Origin of the sequence: Ruegeria sp. PrR005 (assembly GCF_010500245.1) — a bacterium.
Classification (GTDB): domain Bacteria; phylum Pseudomonadota; class Alphaproteobacteria; order Rhodobacterales; family Rhodobacteraceae; genus Ruegeria_B; species Ruegeria_B marisflavi.
In genome coordinates this window covers 519,301-536,167 of the sequence record NZ_JAAGOX010000011.1, presented here as the reverse complement: position 1 = coordinate 536,167, position 16,867 = coordinate 519,301, and the positions used below count along the sequence as shown (strand labels likewise).

The window sequence follows — 16,867 nt, the reverse complement described above, 5'->3', positions numbered from 1 at the left end:
CGGCATTCCAGCCCAATGCCCGGGACATTGTAAGGGGGATTTGGCGTGAACTTTGACATCGCGTTTGACTACAGGTTCGACACAACGGGGTTCTTCGAAGATCCGGCGCGCCGCGCCGCGCTCGAAGAGGCGGCCCGGATCTGGGAATCCTTCATCGATGACGAATTCGATGACGTCCCCGCCGGTACCGTGTTCACGATCCGCAACCCGTCGGATTCCAGCGTTCTGGAAACCATCACGCTGGACGCGCCCATCGACGACCTGCTGATCTTTGTCGGCGCCGGGTCTCTGGGCGGCCCGCTGGGGCGCGGCGGCGCGACCGGGTTCGATGCCGAGGGCGACATATTCAGCGCCCGTATCGGAGCGGACTTTCGCGGTACCGGGCCGGTGACCGATTTCGAACCCTGGGTCGGCACCTTGCGTGTGGAACCCGCCGAGGACTGGAATTTCGATCTCACCACCGCCGTGGAGGGCAAGTCGGATTTCATTTCGCTCGCCCTGCACGAAATCGGACATATCCTGGGCATCGGCGCCTCGCCGATCTTCGACATGCTGAGCGCCGGTGGCCAGTTCGACGGCCCCAATGCGCGCAGCGTCAATGGCGGCGATCCCATCCCGCTGGAAGCCGACCTGAACCATGTGATCGAGGGGTTTGACGGCAACACCGTGCTGATGGATCCAACTGCCAGAAACGGCTTCCGCCTGACCCCGACCGATATCGACCTCGCGATGCTGGCCGATATCGGCTACGAGATTACCGGCTATACGAAACAGGGCAGTATACCGCCCATCGTGACCGAAGGCGATGACGACCCGGTCTACGGAACCATCCTGGGCGATGTCATCGACGCGCTGGGCGGGGCGGATGTTGTCGTTGGCGGAGCCGGCAACGATACGCTCAGCGGCGGCGCCGGCGGCGACTCGCTGTTTGGCGACGAGGGCGACGACCGGATGAACGGTGGGCCCGGTGACGATACGCTTCAGGCCGGACCCGGCGACGACACGCTGCTGGCCGGCAGCGGCCTCGACCTGCTGCTCGGCAATGACGGCACCGACACGTTCCAGATCTCTGCCGGGGGCGGAGAGGTGCGGATCAGCGATTTCGACCTCGGCAGCGAGGTGATCTATCTGGTCGGGTCGGGCTTTGCCAGCACCGCCGAGGCCGTGGCCGCGATCACCATGCCCTTTTCCGGCCTCTCGAAACTGACTTTCGCCGACGGAACCTCGGTCGAAATTCCGCATGAAACAACCCTGAGCACACCATTGACCTCAGCGCATTTCCGGCTGGGGGCCGCGCCAGAGCCGGACAGGCGCATCGAAGGCACCGAAGGTAACGACAGCCTGACCGGGGGCACCGGCAGTGACACGCTGATCGGTCTGGGCGGCAATGACACGCTGAACGGCGGCGCGGGCGCTGACACGCTCAATGGCGGCGCTGGAGACGACATCCTGATCGGCGGCCCGGATTCGGACGACCTGCGCGACGTGATCTTTGCGGGCGAGGGCAACGACAGCGTCGATGCAGGCGCGGGCAATGACCTCGTCTATGGCCAGGGCGGCAATGACACTATCGCCGGCGGTTTCGGTGTGGACGAGCTGCAAGGCCAGGACGGCGACGACGTGATCACCGGCTCGGCGTTTTCCGATCTGGTCTTCGGCGGCGCTGGCGACGACTTCGTCAACGGCGGGTTCGGGCACGACCGGATCAACGGTGGCTCGGGTGCCGACAAGTTCTTTCATGTCGGTGTCGCAGGGCATGGATCGGACTGGGTGCAGGATTACAGTTCGGCCGAGGGCGATGTGCTGCTCTTCGGCAATACCTCCGCGACACAGGCCGATTTCCAGGTGAACTTTGCCCATACCGAAAACGCCGCAGGCGAGCGGGCCGGTGACGACGATGTCCGCGAAGCCTTCGTGATCCACCGCCCGACGGGTCAGATCCTTTGGGCGCTGGTGGATGGCGAGGGGCAGGAGAGCATCAACCTCCAGATCGGATCAGAGGTCTTCGACCTGCTGCGTTGATCGGGGCAGGGGCCTGGGTCTGGCCCCAACGGAATTTGAATGAACGATTTGCAGGAGTGATACATATGCCGAAACGCCTCTTCTTCATCGCCGATGACGGAGCGACCGGGCGCGAGCCCTATGTGACCGATGGCACCACGATCCAGTCTCTGGGCGACATCAACCCGGGCGCTGCGGGCTCCAATCCCGGCGGCTCGAACATCGGACACGCGCTGTCGTTCGGAAACTCGGTTCTCTTCGTGGCGGATGACGGGGTGTACGGGGCCGAGTTCTGGACCACCGACGGCACGCCCGAGGGCACCCGCCTGCTGGTCGATTTTGTGCCGGGCGAATTGCAGCCCGATATCCGCGGTCCGGTTCTGGCCGGGGGCCGGGTCTGGTTCAACGGCGGCACGCCGGAAACCGGGCTGGAACTTCACGTGACGGATGGAACCGCGGCGGGCACCCGGCTGGTCGCCGATCTGAACGCGGGCGCGGGCGATACTGGCACCAGCGGCTATACCGAGGTCAACGGTCATGTCGTGTTCCGGGCCTATCTGCCCCCGGTGGGCGAGTCGCTCTGGGTGACCGATGGCACCTCGGGCGGCACCCGGATGCTGGCCGCGATCGGCAACCACCCGGGCGAAGGCGCGATCCTGAACGATGTCCTCTATTTCATGGGCGACGACCCGGCGACCGGCAACGAGTTGTGGCGCACGAACGGGACAGAGGATAGAACCTTTCTGGTGGTCGATATCTTTCCCGGTGACAGGTCTTCCTTTCCGCAGGATCTCGTCACCGTCGGCAACCATGTGCTGTTCACCGCCCGCGACGACGAACACGGGACCGAGCTCTGGGCCTCGGACGGGACCGGCGCGGGGACGTTCATGGTGCGCGACATCAATCCCGGCCTCAGCGGCTCGCTCATGTCGCCGTTCGGGCAGTTACCGGACCGGGTGGTGTTCACCGCCAATGATGGCGATGGCCGGGGGCTCTGGGTCTCTGACGGCACCTTTGGTGGCACGACCCGGATCGGAACCATGGACGGCAACGTGCAATTTCCCAACTTCGCCCCGGTGGGCGATGGCAGCCGCCTTGTGTTCCGCACCCGCGACGCGCTGTGGGTGACAGACGGCACCAGCGGCGGAACCGAACGGATCGCTTCGGGTCTGGACGTATCCGGCGGGGAATTCAACGCGCCGACCCCGGTCGGCCCGCATGTCTATTTCGCCGCAGATGACGGCGTGCATGGAAACGAGCTATGGATCACCGATGGCACCGCAGAGGGCACACGCATGATCCAGGACATGACACCGGGTGCGGGGGATACCCCGCTCGACAGGTTCACCGTACTCGACACCGGCGACACCCCTCCGCCCGCCGGGTTCATCGAGGCGACCGAGGCCGAAGAGGTCCATGACCTCGGCGCGCCCGGCGTCACCGGCGTGCGCGGCAGACCCGCGGACCTGGCCGACGACCGGCTGACGAACTGGGATCTGACGGGCAATTCCTCGGCGATCATCCTGCTGGGTTACATTTACGGCCCATCGGAAAGACCCGACCTGCTTGCATCGCTTCTGGTCACGCTGGTCAGCTCCGCCTCCTTGTCGCTCGACACCAATCTCGATGGCGCCTTCGACACCGAGATCACGTTCGAGGGTGATTTCTCCGGTGTCGACCTGCACTTTACCGTCGAGGACGGCAACACCACGATCACCACGGTCCCCGGTGCGGCGCTGACACCGCTGACCCTTGTGGGCGATGCCGACGGCAACCTGCTGTCGGGCCGCGACGGCAACGATACGGTGCGCGGCCTCGATGGTGCGGACCGGGTACTTGGAAATGGCGGCCACGACAGTCTCGACGGCGGTCTCGGCGCGGATACACTCAACGGCGGTGACGGGGATGATACGATCATCGGCGGGCCGGGCGAGGGCGATCTGCGCGACGTGATCTTTGCAGGTGAAGGCAACGACTCTGTCGATGCAGGCGCCGGCAACGACCAGATCTTCGGTCAGGGCGGCAACGACACGATCGCGGGCGGCTTTGGCGTCGACGATCTGCAAGGCCAGGACGGCAATGACGTCATCACCGGCTCGGCCTTCTCCGATCTGGTGTTCGGCGGCGCGGGCGACGACTTCGTCAACGGCGGGTTCGGCCACGACCGGATCAATGGCGGCACGGGCGCGGATAAGTTCTTCCACGTGGGCGCCAGCGGTCACGGCTCGGACTGGGTGCAGGATTACAGTTCGGCCGAGGGCGATGTGCTGCTCTTTGGCATCGGATCGGCCACCCGCGACCAGTTCCAGGTGAACTTCGCTCACACCGAAAACGCCGAGGGCGAACGCGCAGGCGACGATGCGGTGCAGGAGGCGTTTGTGATCTACCGACCCACCGGCCAGATCATGTGGGCGCTGGTCGATGGCGAAGGGCAGTCCAGCATCAACCTGCAAATCGGAGTGGATGTGTACGACCTGCTGGCATAGAACATCAACCGGTGCAGCCCCAAAAGGAAGAGCATGAGCGAGACGGAGATTCGGATCGAGGCGCAGCCGGTCTTTTTCTTCGGAGATACCGGCTACGACCACCTGTATCTGGTGCTTGTGACGCCGGACGGAGAGGAACAGGTGTTGCGCGGCTATCCCGAGGGCGCGCTGGGCACCGGGCCGCTGGTGATCGAGGATTCGGTCGCCATGGCCAGCAGCCGCGACTATCGACCGGTCTCGGACCGTGCGCTTTACGGCAGCCGGGTGCTCGATCTCGACGGCCGCGCGGCCGAAGACATCTGGGACATCATGCGCCAGCAGGCGCGCGCGATAGAAGCCGCCGAAGTCCCCTATAACCTGTTCGAGGTCAATTCGAACTCGGTGATCGCCTCGCTGCTGCACGTGGTCGGCATCCCGCTGGCCGACACTCTGCCCTATCCGCCGGTCAGCGAAACCGCCCTGACGGGCCTCGGTTCGATCGTCGACAGTTTCGACTTCGTGCTTTCGGGAACCGAGAGGGACGACACGCTCCACGGTGGCGCGCGTCATGACCGCCTTTCCGGCGGCGGTGGCGCGGATGTGCTGGCCGGACGCGCCGGCAGCGACGGCCTGACGGGTGGCGAGGGCGACGATTTCCTGAACGGCGGCTGGGGCCACGACCGGCTGACGGGCGGCAGCGGGCAGGACCGGTTCTTTCACGACGGCCACGCCGGGCATGGCAGCGACTGGGTGCTGGATTTCGATCAGAGCGAAGACGACCGGCTGCTCTTCGGCGGCCCCGCCACGAGCGACCAGTTCCAGGTCAACTTCGCCACCACACCGGGCGCGGGCGATGACGCCACCGCCGAGGCCTTTGTCATCTGGCGCCCGACCGGCCAGATCCTCTGGGCGATTGCCGACGGGGCGGCGCAGGACAGTATCTTGCTGCGCATCGACGGGCAGGACCACGACCTGCTGACCTGAGCGGCTGAGTCTGATCCACGTCAATGTTCGTCGCAGCTTCCGGGCGTAAAATACTGCTGCAACGGCAAAAGGGGGAAATCCATGGCCACCGCAGCACTTACTTCCGAGTTTCTCGAACTGCTCAACCGACTGATGACATCGTCGGATCCACTGGGCGACGTGTTGGGGATTTCAATCGATTCCATGGACGGGCTGACCGCGCTTTCCGGGATCACCGGCGATGCCTTCAGTGTTGTTTCCGCCAACCCCTCTCGGGTCGAGGTTTCGCATCCCGGGCCGGATGGCCAGACCTTCAGCCTGGTCGTGACCGGTTCGGGCATGGGGCCGCTGACCAGCCTCGAGGCCTTCATGACGGCGTTGGGCGACGGCACCGCGACCGGCAGCTTCAGCGGCCTTGTGCTGCGCGAAGGCGCGACCGAGCTGCTGTCGCTGACTCATTCGTCCGAAGGGCTGGAGATCCGCTCGGGCACGATGGTTCTATCCGTCGACGGCAACCTGCCCAATACCCTGGCCAGCATGTCCGGTGTGCTGGGCGTTCTGGATGTGCTCGACCCCGATGCGCTGGCCGAACTGACCCCGGCAGAGCGCTCGGCGCTGATCTCGGGGCTTTCCGGCATCACGCTCGACGGGCTCACGCTGGTCGACGGCACGGACACCATCGCGTCGCTCACCCTGTCGCCGACCGGTATGGTCCTGACGCTGGCGGGCCTGCGGCTCGAAGCCTCGGCCGCCGTTCCGGCCAGCCTTGGCGCCATGGTCGAGGCGCTGTTCGAGCAGATGGATGGCGGTGCGGATCTGATCACTGCCCTGCTGACCGTGCTGAACCCCTCTGACATGACGTTGAGCGATGCCACCGGCGCGATCCTGGCCGAGATCGAGGGCAGCCTCGGCGACCTTGGCGATCTTGTTCTGGAAATCGACGGGATTACCCTGCCCGAAGGGACGCCGATGCTCTTCAACATCGCAGGCGTCGATGTGGAACTGACCGCGACCGATACCGGCTCGCTGCTGATCGGAACGGCGGGATTGGATCGCCTGACCGGCGGCATCGGCAACGATACCGTGATCGGGCTGGGCGAAAGTGACTTTGCCGCCGGGATGGCGGGCGATGACGACCTGCGCGGCGAGGGTGGCAACGACCGACTGCTGGGTGACGAGGGCAACGACCGTATCGACGGCGGGCTCGGCGCCGATACGCTGAACGGCGGCGATGGCGACGACACCATCATCGGCGGCCCGTCCGAGGATGACCTGCGCGACGTGATCTATGCGGGCGAGGGCAACGACTCGGTCGATGCCGGAGCCGGAAACGACCAGGTCTTCGGCCAGGGCGGCAACGACACGATCGCGGGCGGCTTTGGCGTCGACGATCTGCAAGGCCAGGACGGCAATGACGTCATCACCGGCTCGGCCTTCTCCGATCTGGTGTTCGGCGGCGCGGGCGACGACTTCGTCAACGGCGGGTTCGGCCACGACCGGATCAATGGCGGCACGGGCGCGGATAAGTTCTTCCACGTGGGCGCCAGCGGTCACGGCTCGGACTGGGTGCAGGATTACAGTTCGGCCGAGGGCGATGTGCTGCTCTTTGGCATCGGATCGGCCACCCGCGACCAGTTCCAGGTGAACTTCGCTCACACCGAAAACGCCGAGGGCGAACGCGCAGGCGACGACGCGGTGCAGGAGGCCTTTGTGATCTATCGGCCGACCGGGCAGATCATGTGGGCGCTGGTCGATGGCGAGGGGCAGGAGAGCATCAACCTCCAGATCGGCAGCGACGTGTTCGATCTGCTGGCCTGATCGGCTGACGGGACGAAACACGGTCACGGCGCTGATAACTGCCGCGCGTCTGTCATCGGGATGACCCATGCCCAGAGCCGCGTGAACCATTTCCAACCCATGGCGAGACCGGGGTCGCCTGCCGCCTTGCCGACGCAATGCGCCGGCGAGGCGGCAGACCCCAAGCAACGAAAACGGAGTCTTAAATGACCTTGGAATTCTCTTTTCACGCCCACCTCTATACGGCGCGTTTCAATGACGACTGGAGCGTGACCACGAATACCTACAGCTTTCAGGACATCACGATCACGGTTCCCGAGGCCGAGCCCAGGTTTTTCATACCGGCTGACGGGCAACTGGACGGGACAGCCTTGGAAGACCATGAAATGCACTATCTCGGTTTGACGGGCAGCCAGTCGGTTTTCCTTGGCAATGACAATCCCGCTTCGATCAGCCGTGTCACCCATGGTTCAGATCTGACAACCGACATTCTGCAATTCGACATTCACGTCAGAACTTCGGATGGCACGGTGCTTGGCTTTGATACGATCTACATAGCGCTTGCAGGGGACCCGTTGCCCGTCTTTGCCACACCGGAAGAGTTCGATGCCTGGCGGACAAGTGCGACAGGCTGGTGGACGGCACCGACATCCGGGCCGTTTGCGGGTGGCGAGACAGCGGGCTGGGCTGATTTCGATATTCCCTCTGAAATCCTGGGAACAGACGGTAACGACCGGCTGGACGGCACCCCTTCGGCCGATACGATCCGCGGCGGTGACGGGTCCGATACCATAAATGGCGGTGATGGTGATGATTTCCTTTTCGGAGGAGATACCGAGGCCGATCTGCGTGATGTCATCTTTGCCGGAGAGGGGAATGACAGTGTCGATGCCGGCTATGGAAACGATCTTGTTTACGGGATGGGCGGCAACGACACGATCGCGGGCGGCTTTGGCGTCGACGAGCTGCAAGGCCAGGACGGCGACGACGTGATCACCGGTTCGGCCTTCTCCGACCTCGTCTATGGCGGCGCGGGCGACGACTTCGTCAACGGTGGCTACGGCCACGACCGGATCAACGGCGGCACGGGTGCCGACAAATTCTTCCACGTGGGCGCCAGCGGTCACGGCTCGGACTGGGTGCAGGACTATAGTGCCGCCGAGGGCGATGTGCTGCTGTTCGGCATCGGGTCCGCCACCCGCGACCAGTTCCAGGTCAACTTCAACCACACCCAGAATGCCGCGGGCGAGCGTGCCGGTGACGATGCGGTGCAAGAGGCCTTTGTGATTTACCGCCCGACGGGCCAGATCATGTGGGCTCTGGTCGATGGCGAGGGGCAGTCCAGCATCAACCTCCAGATCGGCGCGGACGTGTTCGACCTCTTGGCCTGACGGTTTCGCACAACAAATTTCAGGAAAATCTCCGTCGGGACGCCTCAGGCGTCCCGACCCGCTCTTGTGCCCGAAGGTGTCATACCGGACCTCCCGCTTTGGAAATGATGAAAAAAGTGGTATGATTTGCGGTGCGCGGTCAGGGGGCGACCCCGCACATTCGCGTTGAATAAAAATTTCAAAGGGAAATTCGCACCAAGAAACCAACAGGAGTGAGCATGGCCATCATTTCGCAGCCCAGCGGCGACCCGTTCATTGTCAATCCGGACCCTGCGGGATTTCAGGAACACGCGAAATCGGCCAGCCTGACAAACGGTTACGTCATCGCCTGGCGCGACGTCGATGACACGCTCAGCAATCATCGCATTCTGGCGCGGATGTACGACGCCGACGGGACGCCCGGCCCGGCATTCGAGGTCCTCGACGACACCAGCGGCCTTGTCCCGGAAATGTCTATCGTCGCCTTGTCCGACGGCGGGTTCGTGCTGTTTCAGACCAGTTTCGGCGTTGACGGCTCTGTCACTGGCATCGAAGGTCAGCGCGTGGATGCCAGCGGCACGCTTCAGGGCGATCCGTTCACGGTCAACGCGACCACCAACAGCCTGCAACAATACCCGGACGCCGTTTTGCTCAGCAGCGGCAACCTCGCGGTTGTCTGGGACAGTTTCGTTTTTGACGACAGGTTCAGCTATGGCATTGCGGCGCAGGTTCTGCCGGCCACCGGTCCCGGCAGCGATCCGGACATCGTGGTCAACACGACCACCGAAAACGGGCAGACCGATGCCTGCATCGCGGCCCTGACAACCGGCGGTTTTGTAGTGGCCTGGGTGTCCGCCGGCCAGAATGCGGGCGTTGACGGGATTTACGCCCAACGGTTCGACTCGTCCGGTGCCAAGGTCGGGGCAGAGTTCCTGGTCAGCGCCGAGCCCGGGAATGCCGGCGCGGCGACACCCGAGGTTGTCGGCCTTCCGGGTGGCGGATTTGCGGTGTTCTTCGAACAATCAGAAAATACCCCCGGCCTTGGGTTCACTGCGGAAATCGCCGGGCGCTTTTACGCATCCGACGGTGCGCTTGTCGGCAGCCAAGTACGTGTTGACAGCATCGATGGCCTCTCGGTGCAATATCCCTCCGCGACCCAGCTTTCGAATGGTGACGTTCTGGTCATGTGGCACTCGTCCGGCATACGTGGAAGCGCGCATCCGCCCGGCCTTTACGTTCAACGGTTCTCCCCTACCGGAGAAAGGATCGGCGGCGAAGTTCTCGTCAGCGATGAGGTTCTGCTCGACAGTTTTGGATTCTACCTGACCGCATTGCCCGACGGATCGGCTCTTGCCACCTGGACCACGTCCTCCGGAAGCGGCCCGGTTTGGAACGAGGTGTCAGCCCAGCTTCTCACATCGGTCGAAGTATCGGATGGGCCCGAACCGGTTTTCCTCGTGGGAACACCTGGTGCCGATACGCTTGATGGCGGAGCGGCAAACGATTCACTCGAGGGTCTGGCAGGCAACGACCTGCTGCGCGGATTTGAGGGCGATGACACCATGAACGGAGGTCTGGGCGCCGATACGCTCAACGGCGGCGATGGCGATGACATCATCATCGGCGGTCCGGGTGAGGGTGACCTGCGCGATGTGATCTTTGCGGGCGAAGGCAATGACAGCGTCGATGCCGGTGCAGGCAATGATCAGATCTTCGGCCAGGGCGGCAACGACACCATTGCGGGCGGCTTTGGTGTGGATGAAATCCAGGGGCAGGACGGGGATGACGTCATCACCGGTTCTGCGTTCAGTGACCTCGTCTTCGGCGGCGCCGGGAATGACTTCGTCAACGGCGGTTTCGGGCATGACCGGATCAATGGCGGCGACGGGGCGGACAAGTTCTTCCATGTGGGTGCCAGCGGTCACGGTTCGGACTGGGTGCAGGATTACAATGCGGCCGAGGGAGACGTGCTGCTGTTCGGCAATGCGTCCGCCACCCGTGCCGACTTTCAGGTGAACTTCGCGCATACCCAGAACGCCGAGGGCGAACGCGCGGGCGACGACGCGGTGCAGGAGGCGTTTGTCATCTATCGTCCCACGGGCCAGATCATGTGGGCGCTGGTGGATGGCGCGGGGCAGGAGAGTATCAACCTGCAAATTGGCAGCGACGTGTTCGACCTGCTGGCATAAGGGGCTGATATTTTTCGTGTGAATGTCCTATGCTTCTTCTTGCTCCCCCACCTCTCACAGGGTGGGGGACCCTCTTTTAGAAGTATTTGACCATGGCCCATATTCTCTACAACTCTGCATACTTCGGCGCTATCTGGGATGTTTTGAACCGGACCGAGATAAACCGGACCTCCGGCACCGGCACCGCAACCGAACTTGTCGCCCGGCCGGATGCGGAGAGCGGCGAAAGCGTGACCCTCTCCGGCACCGGCTTTACCTATGACACCGAAGGGGCCCTGACCGGGGGCACGATCACGCGGGTGCTGATCGTGGACACGGCCTTTGGCCCGCCCGGAGCCGAGGTCGAGATCACCGATATCGCATGGACCGTGGCCGAGTTCCTGAGCGCACAGGAGGAAAGCCGAGGGAGCAGGTTTACCGAACTGGCCGCGCTTCTCGGCCCTGACCTCAGCATTGACGCCTCGGGGAGTTCGTCTTTCATCATGGAGACCTATGGGGCATCTTTCTGGCCCGACCTGGCGGCGGCGGCAACCGGCGGCCTGACCCTGATCGGGTCGCCGGGCAACGATTTCGCCTTTGGCGCAACCGGTAACGACAGTCTGTCTGGAGGCACCGGAAACGACCAGCTGCATGGCGGTAACGGCAACGACACGATCGACGGCGGGGCCGGTGACGACTTCATCACTTCGAACGCCTACAGGGCACTCCAGGGCAGCCTGATTTTCGGCGGCGATGGAGACGATCGGATCGGTAGTCACCTTGGCCAAACCGGCTCTGATACGATCGACGGCGGGGCAGGCTACGATGTCGTCACGATCTTAGGCCAGACCGCCAGCCCCAGCCATCTGTCGCTGCCCTACATGTTCGAACAGATGGATGATCTGATCGTCCTCAGCATCGGCGAGGAAGAGGTTCATCTGCGCGATGTCGAGCAGGTTCAGATATCTCACTGGTTCATGCCGAACACGGTTCTGCTGACTTCCCAGATTGTCTTTGGCGTCATGTCGCTGGCCGAAACCGGGACCGAGGGCAACGATACGATGACCGGCGGTGCCGGCAACGACTCGTTGCTGGGCGCGGGCGGCGACGACCTTATCCTGGGCAATGACGGGCAGGACCTGCTGATCGCCGGGCCCGGGGCCGACACGCTCGACGGCGGCGCGGGCAATGACCTGCTGCGCGCCGATCTCCACACGGGCAACAGCTTGCTGTTGGGCGGGGCAGGCAATGACACGCTTCTCGGGTCCGACAGTGGCGACACCCTGCGCGGCGGCGAGGGTGATGACGACCTGAGGGCAGGCAACGGCTACAACAAACTGCACGGGGAAGATGGCAACGATACCATCAACGGCGGCGCGCTCCGTGACGAGGTGACGGGCGGCACCGGCGACGACATAATCTTCCTCGGCGACGGCAACGATCTGGCCTATGGCCAGGACGGCAACGACACGATCAATGGCGGCAACGGGGTGGACATGATCGTCGGCCAGGCCGGCGACGACGTGATCACCGGTAACGCATTCTCTGACCTCCTCTTTGGCGGCGAGGGCAACGATTTCCTCAACGGCGGGTTCGGTCACGACCGGGTGAATGGCGGGTCGGGCGCCGACAGGTTCTTCCATGAAGGGGTCGCGGGCCACGGCTCGGACTGGGTGCAGGATTACAGCGCGGCCGAAGGCGATATCCTGCAATTCGGCACGACGTCGGCGACCCGGTCACAGTTCCAGGTCAACTTCGCCCATACTGAGAACGCCGCCGGCGAACGCGCAGGCGACGACGATGTGCAAGAGGCGTTTGTGATCTACCGCCCGACCGGGCAGATTATTTGGGCGCTGGTGGATGGCGAGGGGCAATCCGAGATCAACCTGCAAATCGGCGCTGACGTGTTCGACCTCTTGGCCTGAAGTCTGGCTCCGGCGCTCGGGGAGGGCGGACAATGTTCGCCTTTCCCGCCCGTCCCGAAGGGCGGGATACGCTCCGAGAGGGTGTACAAAACGGTCAATCCGGGGTCAAAGCCATGTACAAAACGGTCAATTCGGGGGCTGGGGCCTCAGGCCCGGTAGAACAGGTAGCGTTCCGGCGGAATGCTGTCCGGCCCCTTGATCTCGGTGAACCCGACCAGCGGCTGGCCCGAGATGATCAGCCCGCCGGGTACCATCACCCGGGCGATCAGCGGCGACAGCCCGGCCGCCTCCGCCACGTCTTCCGCCTTGATTCCCATACCAAAATCGTAGTGCGCCAGCACGATCGGGGCACCCTGAGAGGCCAGTTTTTCCAGCATCGGTTCGGCCTCGCCCATCAGGAAATCCGCCTCGGGCGGCGTGCAGGAGGGATGGCATTGCAGCACCCGGTCCATCACCCAGATCCGCCGCCCCGGCAACACCTCGCGCAAGTGATCATAGGTCCGCCCATTGCCCAGACCCATGTCCAGAACCTCGCCGGAAAGGGTCTCGATCTGGGCCGCGGCCCAGTTCAGCCCGTCCCGTTGCGCGGTCAGCCGACGCAACATGGAATCCAGTCTACTCATTGTTTTTCCTCGTCTTTTTCCATGACCCATGGGCGCGTGGGTCCGCTCAGCAAGCGGCTCAGCAGGGCTTCGGTAAAGGCCCAGATCGCGGCGTCATGCACCAGGTGATGGGTCAGGATACCATAGGGTTCGTCATTGTCAGCGCGCCCCTCGCGGCGGTCGCGCAACTGGTCAGCGGCCTGTGAGATCAGCCTTTGCGGATCGACCACAGAGCGGCTGCCGCGCCAGTCGATCGGGTCAAGATGTGTGTTCACCTGACACAACCCCGCCACCGGCGCGGCGCGCCTGCGCGGGGTGGCGGTTGAAATCACCCGATATCCGAGGCCCGGCAGCCCCTCCACGATTTCCGGCGCAATCCGGTTCCAGGGCGGCACGAACATCGGACGCAGGGCCGGACCAAAAAGATCACGCAGCCTGTTCAGGCCTTGGCGGGCCTCTGACAGGATCGTTGAGAGAGGTCTATCTAGCTGAAATTCAGCCTTTTTTTTACCAAAGGGCGCATGGTTGCGATGGGCCCAGCCATGCACGACAGGGATCAGGGTCGGGCGCTTCTCCACCATTTCGGCCAGCGCCAGTTTCGCCCGTTCCGGGATCACCGCGAGATGAACCGGCAGCCCCAGACCTTCCGAAAGCGCGATCAGGCGCTCCAGCTCGGGCGTGACCTCCACCGCGTCATCGTCCCGCCACCAAAGCGGCAGGATCAGGCCGGCGTCCCGCCAGCGGTTCAGTTCGGTATCCAGCGGTGACCAGTCGGGCTTCATCGTAGGGCCTCCAACTCTTCGGCGATCCGCACGCTTTCAGCGGCGCCGTTGAACTGCAAACCGCCACTGTCTCGCGGCGGGTCGCGCATCACTTTCGACAAGGCGCGCTCCAGGTTTTCCGCTGTCAGATCAACGCTTTCCACAACGGCAAAGCCGGGCATCCCGGACAGGGCGCGGGCGCGCAGGCCCTGTTCGACCTCCTTGCCGTCGTCAAACGGGACGATCACTGAAGGCGTGCCCGCCTGCATCAGATCCAGCGCAGTGTTGTAGCCGCACATGCTGACCGAGGCCGCGGCCTGATACAGCATGGCCCGGAAATCGGGCCGGGCCGGTTCTGCAAGAACCGGCGCATTCGCCGCCAACGCCTGCAACTCAGCCGCGCGCGCAGGCGCGTCCGCGCCGCCAACCAACAGACGCCAGCGCCTGTTGGTCATCTTTCGCGCGGTCTCGATGGCCGCGTGAAAGATGGGCTGCCCCACCGGCCCGCCCCCGGCGCTGACAATGATCTCGCCCTTGCCTTCACCCACAGGATGCGGACCCGCAGCAGGCGGCGCGACATAGCCTGTATAGCGCAGCTTGCCCGCCAGTTGCGGTGTCACCGGCCAACTGACGTCCAGTCGCGTGGCGGAGGGGTCGGAATGCACAAGCACCGCGTCGAAATAGCGTTCGACCACCGCCTCGGCCTCCTCGGCCTTGGCGGGTTTGGAGGGTGGCGCAAGGATATCGCGGATCGAGCTCAAGACCACCGGCGGCGCCTGTTGCGCCTTTGCGGTCGTCACCAAGTTCAGGAATTCCGCCTTCAGGCTGCGGCGGCCAAAGGGGTAGAGTTCGGTGATCAGAACGTCAGGGCAGAACCGCCGGAATTCTTCCAGCAGCGCGGCCTGCCGGGCGGCAAGAAAGGACGCGTCGGCAGGCACTCCGCCTTCGGTCAGCAGTCGGGTAAAATCCACCCCATCGGACCGCAGCGGCGGCAATTGGCACAGGTCCATGCCCGCGTGATCCAGTTGCGGCGCGGGCATCCCGCCCGAGACCACGCAAACCCGGTGCCCGGCGCCGGCAAAGGCGCGGCCAAGCGTCAGCGCCCGGCTCAGATGCCCGGTCCCCAAGAGATGCGTGACCACGAACATGACCTTCATGCACGCGCCTCTCGCGGTATCAGGCGAACCGGGTCGTCCCAAGCGCGCATCGGGTCAAGCTCGACCACGAACAGCCGGTTGCGCTTGATCTTGAACGGGGCCTGTCCGGCAAAATCCCAGCCACATGCCATGGCCAGGATGACCCGCATGATGCCGATATGGCATACCGCGACATTGTCGCCGCTCAGGGTATCAAGCCAGCTCTGCAAGCGGGCCCGCAGGTCTGCCGGGCTTTCCCCGCCGGGCGGGCGATAGTCCCAGCCCCAATCCTCGATATGGCGGAACCCGCTGCCGGGGATCTCCAGCAGATCGCGGCCGCGCTGACCTTCCCACTCGCCCCAGTCCATCTCGATCAGGGCATCGTCACAGCGCGGTGCGCCCCCCGCGACAAGGCGCGCGGTCTCGGCGGCGCGAAGAAGCGGGCTGGACCAAAGAGTGGCCTTGTCCCAGGGCGCGGGCAGGCAAAGCTCCGAGAGGTCCTGTCGCGCCTGATCGTCCAATGGAATATCGCTGCGGCCCTGAATTCGGCCGGCGCGGTTCCATTCGGTGTGACCATGGCGAAGCAGGGCAAGACGGGTCATCGGCTGCGCTCCAGCAAGGGGCCGGCGGCCCGCCAGAAGATATCGCTGGCCGCTTTGGCAAGGTGACGGTCAGCGACCCGGTCGCGGGCCTGCGCGCCGGTTTCCCGTCGCCGCGCGGTATCCTGTAACAGCCGGTTCAGCATCATGGCGAGCGCCTGGGCGCCCTCTGTGGGGGCGGGATAGGCCGGGCCGGGCAGAAGTACGTCGCGCACGCCGGGCCGGTCCTGGGCCACCACCGGCAGACCCGCGGCCTGCGCCTCCAGATAGACCATGCCGAATGCCTCGTTGACGCCCGGCCAGAAAAACACCGAGGCGCGGTCATAGGCCGATTGCAGCGCTTCCCTGTCAAGCTGACCCAGAAACCGGACACGGGATCCGAACGGGGCCATCAGTGCTTCGACTTCGGCCCGCGCCGGGCCATCGCCCGCGATCTCCAGGCTCCAGCCCGCGTCGAGATAGGGCAGTGTTTCGGCGATCAGCCGGTAAGACGCCAGCTTGTCGCCCGTGCGCATCATCCCCACCGTCAGGATCGGCCCGTCATGCGGGCCATTCGGCGGCAAATCGTCCAGCGGCAGGAACGGCGGCAGTTCGACCAGTGCCTGCGTTCCGAACCGCTCGCGCTCCAGGGTGATCAGGTCGTTGGCGGTGAGGTAACAGATGACCTGCGCCGCATCACAGGCGTCATGCGCCGCCTGCGCAAACCCGGCCCAGGGGCCGGTCAGGCGGCTAGTCGCTCTTGTGCTTTCGATCTGCACATAGGGCAGTCCGCGCGCGGCGCAGACCGCCGGGCCGATCAGATCCGGCGCCTTGTAGTAGTTGTGATAGGTCACCCAGAGCGCGCAATCCCCGGGCAACGCGCCTGTCAGGCGCGCGATCTCGGTCTTCGCTTCGATCCGCAGGCGTGTCTGCACCTCCGCATCGCCAGTCTTGTCATGGCTGCGGAACTCCGACACCAGATCGACCCGATCCCCGCGTGCCCCGATCATGCGCATCAGGTTGCGCGCCATTTCCCGGTCGCCCGAAGGAATCGGGCTGAGTGGCGATTTCATCGGGGCGTAAAAGGCGATGCGGGCCATG

12 protein-coding genes are annotated in these 16,867 nt (G+C 64.3%); 7 read left to right on the top strand and 5 right to left on the bottom strand.

Annotated elements, in window-relative coordinates; all coding sequences use genetic code 11:
• The first annotated feature begins 45 nt into the window (after positions 1–45).
• The 7 genes from G0P99_RS09025 (at position 46) to G0P99_RS08995 (ending at position 12,689) form a co-directional block, all read left to right on the top strand.
• Positions 46–2,022 carry a calcium-binding protein gene (locus G0P99_RS09025; RefSeq protein WP_164129045.1) on the top strand — a complete coding sequence of 659 codons (1,977 nt, stop codon included), beginning with the start codon at positions 46–48 and terminating at the stop codon, positions 2,020–2,022.
• 65 nt (positions 2,023–2,087) lie between these two features.
• Positions 2,088–4,487 (top strand): hypothetical protein, encoded by a 2,400-nt coding sequence (locus tag G0P99_RS09020; protein WP_164129044.1) that lies wholly within the window; start codon positions 2,088–2,090, stop codon positions 4,485–4,487.
• Between the two features lie 33 nt (positions 4,488–4,520).
• A complete protein-coding gene (locus tag G0P99_RS09015; RefSeq protein WP_164129043.1) occupies positions 4,521–5,450 on the top strand; it encodes a calcium-binding protein in 930 nt (309 codons plus the stop codon).
• Positions 5,451–5,531: 81 nt separating this feature from the next.
• Positions 5,532–7,247: a calcium-binding protein gene (locus G0P99_RS09010; protein ID WP_164129042.1), complete on the top strand. Its 1,716-nt coding sequence runs from the start codon at positions 5,532–5,534 to the stop codon at positions 7,245–7,247.
• A gap of 185 nt (positions 7,248–7,432) precedes the next feature.
• Positions 7,433–8,617, top strand: a complete 1,185-nt coding sequence (locus G0P99_RS09005; protein ID WP_164129041.1) for a calcium-binding protein — start codon at positions 7,433–7,435, stop codon at positions 8,615–8,617.
• A gap of 218 nt (positions 8,618–8,835) precedes the next feature.
• On the top strand, positions 8,836–10,785 hold the full coding sequence (locus G0P99_RS09000) for a calcium-binding protein (RefSeq protein ID WP_164129040.1): 1,950 nt from the start codon (positions 8,836–8,838) through the stop codon (positions 10,783–10,785).
• A gap of 92 nt (positions 10,786–10,877) precedes the next feature.
• A complete protein-coding gene (locus tag G0P99_RS08995; protein WP_164129039.1) occupies positions 10,878–12,689 on the top strand; it encodes a calcium-binding protein in 1,812 nt (603 codons plus the stop codon).
• Positions 12,690–12,835: 146 nt separating this feature from the next.
• Here the strand turns inward: G0P99_RS08995 and G0P99_RS08990 are convergent, their stop codons facing one another.
• The 5 genes from G0P99_RS08990 to G0P99_RS08970 are packed head-to-tail and all read right to left on the bottom strand — an operon-like array spanning position 12,836 to position 16,866.
• Positions 12,836–13,312, bottom strand: coding sequence for a class I SAM-dependent methyltransferase (locus tag G0P99_RS08990; protein WP_164129038.1), 477 nt, complete (start codon positions 13,310–13,312; stop codon positions 12,836–12,838).
• Complete coding sequence (locus G0P99_RS08985) at positions 13,309–14,073, bottom strand: polysaccharide deacetylase family protein (RefSeq protein WP_164129037.1); 765 nt, start codon at positions 14,071–14,073, stop codon at positions 13,309–13,311. The genes G0P99_RS08990 and G0P99_RS08985 overlap by 4 nt, the downstream gene beginning before the upstream one ends.
• Positions 14,070–15,209, bottom strand: coding sequence for a glycosyltransferase family protein (locus G0P99_RS08980; RefSeq protein ID WP_164129036.1), 1,140 nt, complete (start codon positions 15,207–15,209; stop codon positions 14,070–14,072). Before G0P99_RS08980 ends, G0P99_RS08985 begins: the two co-directional genes overlap by 4 nt.
• Positions 15,206–15,790, bottom strand: a complete 585-nt coding sequence (locus G0P99_RS08975) for a histidine phosphatase family protein (RefSeq protein ID WP_164129035.1) — start codon at positions 15,788–15,790, stop codon at positions 15,206–15,208. Before G0P99_RS08975 ends, G0P99_RS08980 begins: the two co-directional genes overlap by 4 nt.
• Positions 15,787–16,866, bottom strand: coding sequence for a glycosyltransferase family 4 protein (locus G0P99_RS08970; RefSeq protein WP_164129034.1), 1,080 nt, complete (start codon positions 16,864–16,866; stop codon positions 15,787–15,789). The genes G0P99_RS08975 and G0P99_RS08970 overlap by 4 nt, the downstream gene beginning before the upstream one ends.
• Position 16,867 lies beyond the last annotated feature (1 nt).

Excerpts from the sequence above, each read along its gene's own strand:
- G0P99_RS09000 (WP_164129040.1), top strand. The coding sequence starts at position 8,836 with ATGGCCATCATTTCGCAGCCCAGCGGCGACCCGTTCATTGTCAATCCG.
- G0P99_RS09020 (WP_164129044.1), top strand. The coding sequence starts at position 2,088 with ATGCCGAAACGCCTCTTCTTCATCGCCGATGACGGAGCGACCGGGCGC.
- G0P99_RS09005 (WP_164129041.1), top strand. The coding sequence starts at position 7,433 with ATGACCTTGGAATTCTCTTTTCACGCCCACCTCTATACGGCGCGTTTC.
- G0P99_RS08985 (WP_164129037.1), bottom strand. The coding sequence starts at position 14,073 with ATGAAGCCCGACTGGTCACCGCTGGATACCGAACTGAACCGCTGGCGG.
- G0P99_RS08970 (WP_164129034.1), bottom strand. The coding sequence starts at position 16,866 with ATGGCCCGCATCGCCTTTTACGCCCCGATGAAATCGCCACTCAGCCCG.
- G0P99_RS08995 (WP_164129039.1), top strand. The coding sequence starts at position 10,878 with ATGGCCCATATTCTCTACAACTCTGCATACTTCGGCGCTATCTGGGAT.
- G0P99_RS08975 (WP_164129035.1), bottom strand. The coding sequence starts at position 15,790 with ATGACCCGTCTTGCCCTGCTTCGCCATGGTCACACCGAATGGAACCGC.
- G0P99_RS09015 (WP_164129043.1), top strand. The coding sequence starts at position 4,521 with ATGAGCGAGACGGAGATTCGGATCGAGGCGCAGCCGGTCTTTTTCTTC.
- G0P99_RS08990 (WP_164129038.1), bottom strand. The coding sequence starts at position 13,312 with ATGAGTAGACTGGATTCCATGTTGCGTCGGCTGACCGCGCAACGGGAC.
- G0P99_RS08980 (WP_164129036.1), bottom strand. The coding sequence starts at position 15,209 with ATGAAGGTCATGTTCGTGGTCACGCATCTCTTGGGGACCGGGCATCTG.
- G0P99_RS09010 (WP_164129042.1), top strand. The coding sequence starts at position 5,532 with ATGGCCACCGCAGCACTTACTTCCGAGTTTCTCGAACTGCTCAACCGA.